At 38.3% G+C, this 12967-nt stretch carries 8 protein-coding genes; all 8 read right to left on the bottom strand.

The features are described from left to right. Positions 1-17 precede the first annotated feature (17 nt). The 8 genes from B5X76_RS15935 to B5X76_RS15900 all read right to left on the bottom strand — a co-directional run bounded on the left by B5X76_RS15935 (position 18) and on the right by B5X76_RS15900 (position 12959). A complete protein-coding gene (locus tag B5X76_RS15935; protein WP_079644608.1) occupies positions 18-989 on the bottom strand; it encodes a hypothetical protein in 972 nt (323 codons plus the stop codon). Positions 990-994: 5 nt separating this feature from the next. Next, on the bottom strand, positions 995-2530 hold the full coding sequence (locus B5X76_RS15930) for a RagB/SusD family nutrient uptake outer membrane protein (RefSeq protein ID WP_079644607.1): 1536 nt from the start codon (positions 2528-2530) through the stop codon (positions 995-997). A gap of 10 nt (positions 2531-2540) precedes the next feature. Further along, a complete protein-coding gene (locus B5X76_RS15925) occupies positions 2541-6122 on the bottom strand; it encodes a SusC/RagA family TonB-linked outer membrane protein (RefSeq protein WP_217699672.1) in 3582 nt (1193 codons plus the stop codon). A gap of 194 nt (positions 6123-6316) precedes the next feature. Next, entirely contained in the window at positions 6317-7546 is a 1230-nt protein-coding gene (locus tag B5X76_RS15920) for a FecR family protein (protein ID WP_079644603.1), read from the bottom strand. Between the two features lie 61 nt (positions 7547-7607). Next, complete coding sequence (locus tag B5X76_RS15915; RefSeq protein WP_139375350.1) at positions 7608-8192, bottom strand: RNA polymerase sigma-70 factor; 585 nt, start codon at positions 8190-8192, stop codon at positions 7608-7610. A gap of 361 nt (positions 8193-8553) precedes the next feature. Continuing rightward, a complete protein-coding gene (locus tag B5X76_RS15910) occupies positions 8554-9849 on the bottom strand; it encodes a hypothetical protein (protein WP_079644599.1) in 1296 nt (431 codons plus the stop codon). A gap of 1 nt (position 9850) precedes the next feature. Then, a complete protein-coding gene (locus B5X76_RS15905) occupies positions 9851-11977 on the bottom strand; it encodes a thioredoxin family protein (RefSeq protein ID WP_079644597.1) in 2127 nt (708 codons plus the stop codon). 16 nt (positions 11978-11993) lie between these two features. After that, on the bottom strand, positions 11994-12959 hold the full coding sequence (locus B5X76_RS15900; protein ID WP_079644596.1) for an FISUMP domain-containing protein: 966 nt from the start codon (positions 12957-12959) through the stop codon (positions 11994-11996). Positions 12960-12967: the final 8 nt, after the last annotated feature.

Genomic DNA, 12967 nt, shown 5'->3' with positions numbered 1-12967 from the left:
TTTAATCTAATGAACTATTATAGCTGTACACCTAATTTATTGACTACGATATCATTCACGATACGATATTTTTGAATAACAAGCGGATTTGCTCCCCATAGCTGCTCAAATTCCTCGGGTGAGTACTTTAACATCTGATTGATATAGCCTGCTAAATCTCGGGTTACGTCTTCAGGCGTTTGCAAACTGGTGCTTTTATGCCCCCATACAAAACCAAGTTTTCCGACAATAGCTCTTGCTGGCACCCGCTCTGCTTCCCAAGCTGCTGGTGTTAGCGATGGTCCCTTCCAATAGTTGTCATTCAACGCATCGCATGTCCAGCCAGCAGGTGCACTCGTAAGCGAGCTCCATGCTTTTCCACCATACCACTCTTGTTTACTTATCTTCCCAAATGCCTCGATCTCATCAGGATAGTTCATAATTTTGTTAGCCACCATTTGTCGCATCATATCATCCGGAAGGCTCTTCTGTAATGCAACAGTCCAATTACCTGTTAAGAATAATGTTCTAAAGCCAATTTCGAATTTACCATTCTTATAATCCTCTAATACTTTGTCTGCATTGTATCGTGTCGCAGACTTCGTAACGAAGAAGCAAAATGGATACAGTGCGCGATCTGCCTTTTCCAAATAGCGCTCTATGATATCTAAAGCTTTATTCTTTTCGACAGGATCGGTCATGTACTCAAAGTCGTATTTGAAATTACCATAATAGTTAAACCCCCAGGAGAGATCTAACTTTTCGTATTTAAAAACAGGTTTTCCTGTTACATCTTTTGCTACCATCACCTGCCCAATGGTATCGTTAAAATAGACTGGCACATTGTATTTCTGATAGATCTCATAGATACGGTGCTTCATCGGGTCATTGGGATCGTCCACAATTTTATAAAGATGCTCGTACTCGATCTCCGGCGTTAATGCTTTCTCCTTTTCACAAGAAGAAAACAATGCATAACAGGCTATTAAAAAAAATAATATCTTTCTCATGATAGTTATTCGAATTCTATTAATCGGTTTAGTTTCCTAACATTTCTTGGATTATCTCCCATATCGAGATCAAAATCTAACACAGCTTTGGGTATAGCGAAAGTGTATGCCGGATCATTTGGCAATAATTGATAGACCTCTGCTTGCTTTAGTATATTTTTATCATCCCAATTGTAGGAGACATAAACATGCTCTATCGTCCTGCTGAATGGAGCTATTTTATTGACCGCATATCTACGCAAATCAAACCAACGGTGGCCTTCTAAACACAACTCACGACGGCGTTCGCGACGAACTTCCTCAATGATAGTTGATACATCATGGTTGAGGTCTACATAATTCACAAAGCGCTTACGTTTTAAGTTGTTAAGCCACAGATTTGCCCCATTTACGTCACCTAACATGGCACAGGCTTCAGCCATATTTAAGTAGGCTTCGGCATTTCGCAATAAAAATAAATCTGAAGTTGTAGAACGATGTAGCCCAGTTTTGTATTTAGTATTTAGAGCAATACTGTCCGAACTAAAGGCGTGTGTAAAATAGAGACTTTTACGTGCATCTGTAGCCTCGTAGGTATTATAAAGATCTCTTGTAATACAAAAATCACCGCCTCGGCCTGTGAAAGCATTCTGAAGATTGGCTGATCCATGAGAGAAAATAATTTCAGGATTGCCCTCAGCGATAGCTATGCCTTGTGCGGGGATAGCTGGATAATCCATCAGATCCTTGTTTAACTTTAGTAAATCTTCTGCCAACAGCTTTGCTTTTTCCCATTCTTGCATATACAGATACACGCGCGACAACAATAGCATAGCAGCTCTCTTGTTGGCCCTATAGAAAATATTGCGTTGCGGACTTTCCGAAAAGTAGGTAATAGACTCTTCTAGGTCTTTTACAATTTGATGGTAAACCTGCCCTACTGAACTTCTAGTAAACTGACTGGTCTTTAACTTATCGTGCTCCACAAAATGTGTTAGCTTAAGTGGTACTCCAGCTGTAGTTTCAGCAGTTTCTGCCGTATACATTGATCCGTAAATATTGACCAACAGAAAATAAAACTGTGCCCGCAGGAAATGACTTTCACCCTTTATACGTAATGCATCAAGCTTATCTGTCTCTTTGGCCTGGTCTATGCCATCAATTTCGTTAAGAATAATGTTTGTCGCATTAATACGCTGATAAAGCTCTTCCCATAGACGCTTGTCGCCCGCTAAATTGCCTCCATCATAACTACGGCCTACTTCAAACTGCCAGGTAGTATATCCGTAGAAGCTACCATCCATTTCGGTTCTGCCTTTGATTGCATTAGGCTCAATGACGGTATTCACATCGTCGTCAAGAATATGTAGCCACCAACCTATGTCTCCGTAATTCAACTCTTTAACTTCTGTAGATGGTAGGTATACTGAGCCTAACAATATTTCATCCAAATCAGAAATCTTCTTTACAACAACTAAATCTTGTGAGTAATCCTCCAAAAACTTGCTACAACCGGTTAAGAGAACCAATCCTATTAAATATATGTAGATATTTCTTTTCATCTTAGCTCATTTAAAATGTAACATTAAACTGCATGGTGTACGATGGTCGGTTTGATAGGCTAGGCTTTGCAAACCCGGCCTGCATTGGATCCTGCCCCTTTAATTCTTTTGCAGAAATAGTGAATATATTGGTACCATTGACACTCATACTTGCTGCTGAAAATGGTGTTTTCTTTAAGAACTTCGGATCAAACGAATACCTAAACGCCAAAGAAGTCATCTTTAAATAATTACCGCTTACCACTCTATAATCGGACTTGTCGTACATATCCCACACACTGCTAGCAAATTGCTGCACAGGCTTTGTAGGACCCGATGCTGACGAATAGTGAACGTAGTAATTCCAGTAATCCGGATCGGAAGGACCTATAATTGCGGGAATATTGGTAAACTGCTCATCACCTGATGCTCGCCAGCGCTCTGTAAATTCTTTACGAATATTTACAGCAGAGCTCACACCACCTACAATAGGGCTATACATCGGGAATAAGCGCATCTTAGATCCTAAGCTGTAGCTTAGATTGGTCGATATACCAAATCTTCTGTAAGTAAATGAATTGGATAAACTGCCAGAAAATATGGGTTCGCGCTGACCACTATTTACCATAGTCATCAAAACCGTTTCTTCTAACGTTTTATTCTCTAGCAAATGTCTGCGATCTGAATAATCATCAAATACCGGCGCTCCATTACCAGAATTTAGCCCTAAGAACTTATAAGAATAGAAAGAACTAATTGGAACTCCGTCTACAATTGCGCGGCCACTTTGATAATCATTTATCCGGAAGTTATCTACTGTACCTGAGAGTACCTTGTTGTAGTTACCACTAAAATAAGTAGACATATTCCACCTGAATGTTTCATTTTTTATTGGCTGACCACTTAGCTGTAAGGAATACCCGATATTTTCTAGATTACCATTGTTCATGACGTACACATTGCCATTGACACCATTAACTGACGATACCTGTACAGAAGAAAACAGATCCTTGGTACGCTTAACATAAAATGTAGCTCCAACATTTAACCTATTTTCAAAAAGGGAAATATCAAGACCACTGTTAAACTGATTGGTTTGCTCCCACGCCAAATTAGGATTTGGATACCTAGCGATAGTCGAAACATTCTCGTTATAATTTGGATCTATGGTCCCCATCTTTATAATTAGATTAGGACTTTGGTCGTCCAACATGTTTCCCTGCTTTCCAAATGATGCCCGCATACGGATTTCTGATATAAAATCTACATCCGACAAGAATATCTCTTTAGGATTCCACATTCCCGATACAGACCATACAGGTAATAACCGTTCGTTACTACGGCTTCCAAATTTATTAGATGCATCAAAGCGCGTATTCGCATTTAAAGAGAAATAGCTACGATAGCTATAAGAAGTACTAAAATAACCAGATACTTGCCTAGAAATATTGTACCCTAAGCTTGGATTATTATTTTTAACCCAACTTTTGTAATGGGGGTAAGCATCAATGTCAATATTTTGGACAAATTGTAGTCCACGCTCCTTGACAAAACCTCTGTTTTCTGAATTCATACTTCTAGAGGTGGAGCCATTGACTTCAAAGCCTACTAAACCTGAAAACAAGTGCTGTCTATCATCTCCCGCAAAGTGGCGATAATCGGTCTGAGTGCGTACAGTAAATCCTTCCGACTTTGTATTTGTGCTATTTAAAATACCACCGTAAGGCAAAATACTATAACCCGATTCTCCCTTTTTCGGAGCCTCTTCATACTCCGCATTTTTTAGACGCGCAACATAATGCGTTTGATCCCCCCACCATTGCTCTTGTAAAGTTCCGGAGTTATTATAGCTACCTGCAAGAGTCAAGGTCATATTCTTAATCACATTATAACGCATAGACAGCGATGCTCCCAATGTATTTCCATCGTACGTGCTTGAACTATTCTCGATCTCGTTTACAATATTATAATCAAATCGATTAGATGGCCTATTCATTCCTCCATAGCCTATATTCTCATAAAAGTATAAGGATCCGTCCAGATTGGTAAATGGTAAAGCTCTGGTAGTATTATAGGCATAGTCCATGGCATTTAGAGCACCAATGAGGTTGTTTTTCTTTTGTGTATTTCCATTAATGGAGATATTGGCCTTTAGTTTTTCTGAGAAGGCAAAATCTAGATTTACCCGAGCAGTATAACGCTGTGTTTTTGTACCTTTTGTTACCCCCATCTCTGGATTGTATCCAAGTGATGTATAATATCTAACATTGTTGGTTCCTCCAGACACACCTAAGGTATTATCTTGTGAATAGGAGTTTCGCGTTAGTATATCAAACCAGTCTGTATTTACGGTCTCGTACCATTTTACTTCGCTCAAAAACTCTTCATAAGAAAGTAAACCTTTGTAATAGCGCTGTATAGCCCCTTCATACCCTACCAATGGCATATTGGACGGGAATTGATAGTGTAGATCTACCAAATCTTTCCCAAAACGAATACGCTCCTGTGAGTTCATTAAGTTGATATTCTTATCGGTATAAGTGGGCCTAAGCGACACTTTGGACGAATGATTGTAGGTAAACCGAGCTGGTCCAATTGCCCCTTTCTTTGTTGTTACTACAATTACTCCATTAGCCGCCCTTGTGCCATACAACGCAGTAGCAGAAGCATCTTTTAAAATATCTACCCGTTCAATATCCTGTGGATTGATTCCCTGAATAGCATTACCGATTAAATTTATATAATCGGGATCATTCAGTTCATCATTCGTAATATTTACGGGATCGTGCATAATAAATCCATCCAATACCCACAACGGTTCACGATTTCCAAGGATAGTGGATGTACCTCTTACTCGTATTCTAGGTGTAGAACCAACCTCCCCCGAGTTGGTCATATAAACAAGCTCGGGCACCCGCCCTTCTAAAGCTTGTTCTATACTATTCATCCCGGGCACCAATATATCTTCTACCAGAAGAGAAGTAATTGCCGAGGTAGATAGCCTTTTATCGATTACTTCATAGCCCGTGACCTGGACCTCATCCAGTTCATCATGCCCCTCTTCAAGTTGCACAATAACTTGCATAGGCTTCGTAACCTGTAAGGTTCTTGTCTTCATCCCTAGATAAGAAAAGACCAGCGTATACTTGGTTAATCCGGGCACATTAATCTTGAAATCGCCATTGAGATCGGTAACACCACGAAATGTCTGATCCTTTACAACGACGGTCACACCACGTAAAGGCTTACCATCTTTGGTGGTTACTCTCCCCGAGACGACACCCTCTTGAATTTCCCCGGTCGCTGCGTCTACACTCGTCCTTTTTTCTTTGACCACTATAGTTTTATTTTCAATAGCGTATGCAAAGGGTTGGTTTTTAAAACACAGATCGAGTACCTCCTTAAGTGCAGCATCCTTGACATTCAGGCTTACCGTATGACCTTTGGATAGAACACTGTTTGAATAGACAAAATCGACACCTGTCTGCTTTTGAATGGCAGAGAAAACATCTATTAATTTGGCGTTCGGTTTCGAAATTGTAACTCGCTGGGCAAAGGTGGATGCACTAACATGCATAAGAGCTGCGAATACAAATAACAAGGTTAACTTCATTATTAGCCATAATTTATGATATAAGGCATGGCGATGCCCTGTATCATTTGCATTAAATTTCATACATTTGATTAATTTGGAAATTAGTTAATTAGATTATGTACAAGTAGTTGAAAATAAACTAGCCCAAATATTAACTAGAAGTGTTAGCGCACTTCTAGTTTTCAGCGCTCCGTTTATTTATCTCTCACTGTTTAGCGCATAACAGTAACCCTCCTTCCTGACTCTTGGTTAGCTAGAGGCTCTACTTTAAATCGTACTTCGCCCGTCACCTCCAGTACCTTCAAAACCTCTTCTATTGACTTATCATTGGATATAGACCCGCCTAGTTTGATTCCCCGCAGATCGGATGCATAATGAACTTCAATCGGATAAATACGCTTTAACGTACGCATAATCGAATAAACATCAAGTTCATCAAACTGCATCCTATTATTTTTCCATGCTACTATATGTTCGGCATTTACTTGGGTCATTTGAAAACTTTTCCCCATCACGCGAGCTTGCTGTCCTGCCTTACTTAATACGATCTCTGGACCTTCTGCATCTTTAATATCTGAGGTTACTAACACCTTGCCATCAATCAGGGTGGTTCGATTATAAGGCTCGTCGGCATACGCATTTATATTAAACTGCGTACCCAGTACTTTAACTTCTTGCCACTTACTTTGCACAATAAAATATTGATTGACTTTACGCATATGGGTCACATCAAAGAAGGCTTCCCCATCCAGTTCAACTCGTCGCTCTCCTTCTTCAAATTGTGCTGGGTATTTCAGGGTTGAATTCGCATTTAACCATACGGTAGTTCCGTCGGACAACACGATCTGGAAGCGGCCTCCTTTGGGGGTAGTCAGTGTCAAATAGGCTTTTTCTTTTTTAGAAAATGGACCTTGCAAGAAGTCTCCTTCCACATCGATGGAGGAACCATCCTGATACTCAACAGCCCCCTCAGCCATCACTATACCATCTTTAGTGATAGGAAGCTCTAGGGTTTTCCCATTTGGAAGAGTTAGTGTTACCAATCTATTGGCTGTAGAATCGCTTTTGTTTTCAGATAGGATTGATTTGATATCTACACTGCCATGGTAATGGAAATAGCTTAAAAAGCCTATGATAATTAATACGGCCGCTGCCGCACCCCACTTCACATAATTGCGTCTTTTCTGCAATCGAATTACAGTTTGATTTGCTTTAATTTTAGCACGAGCAAGATTTAATGCGGATTCCGTATCTACCTTTTGCATCAAATACAAATCGTGTCCTAGCTGGTTACTATCAAGTATTCTTTCATAAAAGGCCGCATTCTCCTCGCTCTCTTTCACCCAACGATTTAAAATCTCGGTCTCCTCCTCAGACAACCTACCTCTCACCTTTCGAGAAAGTAATTCTACTATTTGATTTTTATCCGCATTCAGGCTCATCTATTTCTGCTTTTAAATAGAAACGACGCCAAACCACAAAATCTCTAAAAGAAAATAAAATTTATTTTAATTGACCATAAACGAATAATAGATTCAACATGGTAGCACTGGAAATTAATAGTTTTTTCCTAAGAAGAACAATAGCTCTAGATTTCTGATTATTCACCGTACTGATTGAAATATTAAGTTCTTCAGCAATCTCTTTGGTTTTCTTTTCTTCTTGGAAAAGCATTTTCATGATCTTACGACACTGTTCAGGAAGCTGGTCAATAGCTTGAGCTAGGTCACGCAATAATTCAGCATATATAATGTCCTCATCCACAGCAGACTCTACTTCAGGAGTAGACAAATAGTAACGGTGATCACGATTTAATTTTCGTTCCTGCTTATCTATTTCATCAAAGCAGGCATTCTTGGTACTTATGTACAAAAAGGCCTTCACAGATTCGAGGTTCTCAAATTCATTCCGCCTTTCCCAAACTTTTAATAGACTGTCCTGTGCGATTTCATCCGCAATTGCATCGTTAGTCAAAAACCTTCCCGCAAAAAAGCATAAGGATGGATAGAAATGTCTGAAAATATCTTCAAATGCACTTTGACTACCGCTACGCATTTCGGCAACCCAAAAACTTTTAATTACATCCAAGATAGCAGGCTTTAATTGTGTATACGATTATTACATGGTTTCCCATGGTTAGTTTGGAAAACAGAAAGTCAAACTTAATAAATTAAAACTAACTTATAAAGTCCGAAAACAGAAACAAACAAGAATATTATAGAATAACATACTCTCTTTCCGTGAACACCCTACTCCCTTATAAAACAAAACCCTTTACATCAACCATTTCCCAATAGAGCAAACGCTAACCAAGTGAACCGACACTCCTGTCCAATAGTATCGTAACTTAGATTTTACATTGATTAATTTATTCATGGAGAATAAATTAATCAATGTAAAAAGGCCTGAAACAAATCTCCAGGCGCTCTAATTATTAAGTATTTTGGTTTTAAAACTTTGAAAAATCGACAAGCAGCTTAGCAGGGAATAAACGGTCGGGGTCGCCAAATAAAAGACAACTCCGCCATATATTAACCTCATCAAGTTTAACGACACCGTTAAACACCTCCTTACCATTGACACATAGGCGTACTGGCTTATTCAAATTAACTTGCTTTTCCGAAAGATAAATGGCCAACTTACCACTTTTAAGCGGAAGAGTATCATCAGTTCCTCTATCTATCGCATAGGCAATCAATTCCACTTCATTTCGCTCTGCTTTAATCCTTACATCAAATGATGTGCGATCTACCGTACTATCAGGATGTACACCAAATGGTTCTTCTACAGCAAGATTATAAAACCCCTGACGATAGCGACCATATAATGGAAAATTTACCCAAGAAACATGATGAGGAATCGGCTTACGAACCTGCTCAATCAACCAAGGGCTTACCAAATTATAATTTATAGTATGTCCCCGTCCTGCCTGAAAATTAACTCGATGTTCAAAATCAGCGGGAAAGTTTTCTTTCATTTCTTTAAAAGCCATCTTTGCCTGTTGGGTATAATTATCACGGCCAAATCCCGTATCAAACTCACCTGTTTCCATGGCAAAAGCCGTGTTTCTAAAGTTCAACACGGGTGCATTCTCGAGTGGCTCACCGCCAGCCATAGGCCCTACTCCCGCCCAATAATCAGCATAGAATGCACCTAAACGTTGAGACCCATATCCTCCTTCAGAAATACCCATTACATACATTTTATTCCTATCAATCTGGTCAGAGACCATTGCTAGTCGCAAAAGCTTTTCATAAGCTTGTTGCATAGGGATCAATCCCCAGCGATAACGCTTCTCGCTAGGGATCTGGGGAACAAAATATAAAGAAGGACCTCCTTTATATCCTTTACTTAATTGTTTACTAGCAGACCATTCTTGACTCTTCGGTCCCGACCCGTGCAAATTGATGAATAAAGGATAGCCATTTGTTGGCCTCTCATCTTTCTTCACAAAGACAAACGGAAGCGGATCTTCATCGACTAGTTGCCAGCTGTATTCCTTTGAAGATGATAAAAGACTTTCATCCAATTGCAAACCATAATGTGTAATTACCGCCTTCTTCCACTTCTTCCAGACGTCTGCTCTTTTAGAGGCAATGTTCTTATCTTTAATTGACTTACTAGGAAGCTCAACATGTTGTCCTCTCAACAATAAATCAAACATTTGCTGATCAAACTTTTGCGACAAAGCATAATTTGAAGCTAATAAACTGATGGTAACTGTAAATAACGCTTTTAACCTCATATTACATTACCGCATCTAATAGATTTTTGTAAGAATTAACAGCGCGAGGTCCAGCCGATGCGTGTTGTTCTTTTAAATAGCTAAGTACTTCTTTTTTCTGATCGTCTGTACAAGAAGCAATCATATATTTCCAAAGTAAATCCATGTTTGTCTTACCTTTCAAATCCTTCATATCTGCAACATTTTTAAGGTAAAAATCCACGATTTCAGTATAGTTTGCCTTCATTTTCAATTGGTCAACAATTAATAAGTTAGACAAAAGCGAATTATCGGCTAAAGAGAAGTTCGAAAGATCTTTCTTAGCTTTTTCGTATTGCTCGCCTTTTTCATTCTTAGCTATCGCATTGTATATATGCAGACCGTAAACAGACTCTACCTTATTTATGAATGAGCTATCGGTCATTAATTTTCCGATAGCACTTTTATCGTTAATAATTGCATTCCAATACTTATTGTTGATATCAGCACTGTAACGTTCTATTAGGGGCCATATCTTTTCTGGCGATTTTTGATCAGGTGTTAATGCCGCGTAATATTTTTCCAAGAAAATATCAATATCACGTACCTCACCTGTTATTTTCATGGCATCAAGATAGTTGGCTACTAATTTTGCGTCACGGTTACCCATATCATACTGATTTTTAACATTAGCATAAGCTGTTTCAGGGTTTAAACCTTTATTGATTAAATCAACAAACTCTTTTGGAGGATGAGCCCCAACTATTTTATGAACTAATTCTCCATCGCCATTTACCAATAAAAAAGTAGGGTAAGCAGAAATCTTAAAATCTTTTGCCCATTTTGGACCTTCCCCGCTTTCCATATCCATTTTATAATTAACAAAAGTTTTATTAAAATACTCGCCGATTAAATCTTGAGTAAACACCTGCTGTGCCATTATTTTACAGGGTCCGCACCAAGTTGTATAGGCATCAAAAAAGATAAGCTTATTTTCAGCTTTAGCTTTTTTCAAAGTTTCGGCAAATTCCCCTTGTTCAAAAATAATTCCGTTTTCACGCTTAATTTCCTTTATCGCAGTTTGATACTGTTCTAAAGAGCTACCCTGCATATCCGACATCCTACGTGTCAAATACTCGGTAATTACCTTTTGTTCATCTGCTGTTACATTTACAATATTCTTTAAAGAAAGATCAACACCTACAGCAAATGTTGGATGAATTGTAGCGATATTCTTCTCCAGATAACTTACATAGTCAGCAAGATTGCCCTGATTTCTTTTTGATGCTAAAGTATGATATATATAAAAGTTATTTTCCGGTTCAAGCTCAAAATACTTAGCGTCATTCATATAAGAAGCCATTTTATCCGGAGAATAACCAACCGTGCTGCTCATAAATGGCATTACCGCTCGCATGTATAGCATAGCCGCATAATCTTTTACTTTTTTATCACCATTATGCTTAATAAATAAAGCTTTATTCTTTTTGAAATAAGCAAACCATTCCGAGTCAACATCATCAATCATACTGGTAAACATCTTCCAGTTTTCAGCTTTTGCCATGTCTGCTTTTGGGATTTTACTAACATATAGATCACGTACCTCTTCAGCGACTTCTGTATAACCAGCATCCGACACAACTTTATAATACTCACTCAAAAATTGTACAGTGCGTTTACCTTTCGCATATTCCTTCTCCATACCCGCTAATGAAGTTTTAGGGCTAAGTGCACGGGCAACTTTATTTTTAAAATCAGGGAGAGGCGAACCACCTGCTATACGATGTACAACATTTCCATCTCTATCCAACACTAAGTAATGTGCAAAAAAACGCACTTTATATTTATCCTTGATAGGAATGTTTTCTCTGTGGGATAAATCAAGTATTAGGTTAACAAAATTATTATTTAAAAAATCGCCAAACTCTTGGTCAGAGAATACCACTTTATTCATTGAATGGCAAGGCATTGCCCAGTCTGCAAAACAATTGAAAAATATTAATTTATTCTCTTTCTTAGCTACTGCCATAGCCTCTTCAAGTGAATGAACATATTTAACTTTTACATCAGCTTTAACTTGATCGCCATACATACTCTGTGCATTACTAAACATGGGACCAGCTAGTAAAGCGCCCATAAAAAGCACGCTTTTTATTAGTTTTTTTATCATATTCTATTTGTTTATTTTAATTTTTATTTCGCACGCAAATAACACTATTCGCAACTTTTATAATTGTATTTGTACCACGGTAAATCTTCTGTTCATTTACTTGGAAGGCTCGAATCATTACATCAGACTCTATGTTTTCTGGATCAACAGCTGTACTAGTCCAATAATAAGATCTAAAACCTTCATTGCGAAATGGTCTTGTTTGGTTATTAATTCCAAAAATTATGGTTCCACCAAAATTATTATTTTTCACTAAAAGGTCCCTAAAATGACTCATACTAGCTCTCCATTCTTCCATTTTATAAAGATCATTATCACTGATACTCAAATGCTTTTCTAACTGAATGAAATCTTCGTCCGAAGGCAATCTCCAACCAGCAGGTATAGCTTTTTCTAATGCTCTATGCTCATATAGATAACCATACTTTGATAGGCTTTCGGTCTTTACAGAAGCATTTAAAGTCTTAATAAGAGCCGCCTCTTTTAAGCTCGAAGCTATGCTATCCAAAGCAGTAATAAAAGGTGAGTATGCTTCTACTGATCCATAATAAGGATTATACAAATTTGTTTTGAAAGCCAACCAACTACGTGTATAATAGTCTCCTCTGCTACTTATGAACGAATCGTTGACCAACATCCAGGGCCACATATACTTGTCGTTAAATTTCGTAATCGTCGGAAATTTCTTCAATACGCCTTCTCGAAATTCCTCTTTATTGATAACCACTTGTGTGGTATCGACACTAGACTCACCGTAGCTCCAACAGCCATCAATAGATCCTAGTTTATTACGGTAACGCAAATTTTCAATCATCCACTCTTGGTCTCCGACTATTACTGTTTTATATTGTTGCTGGTCTCTAGTATCTTCAAAACTACTTTCCAGCAACACGTCCTGTGCAACAGGCGTTACATCAACTTCAGTTTTTTTACAGCCTGTGAGTAGAAAGAACGCAATGAAAATGTTAAAATATATTTTCATGTTTAGAT

The organism is Sphingobacterium nematocida (assembly GCF_900168125.1).
GTDB classification, from domain to species: domain Bacteria; phylum Bacteroidota; class Bacteroidia; order Sphingobacteriales; family Sphingobacteriaceae; genus Sphingobacterium; species Sphingobacterium nematocida.
The sequence above is the reverse complement of the archived record's forward strand: the minus strand, read 5'-3'. Positions and strand labels throughout refer to the sequence as shown.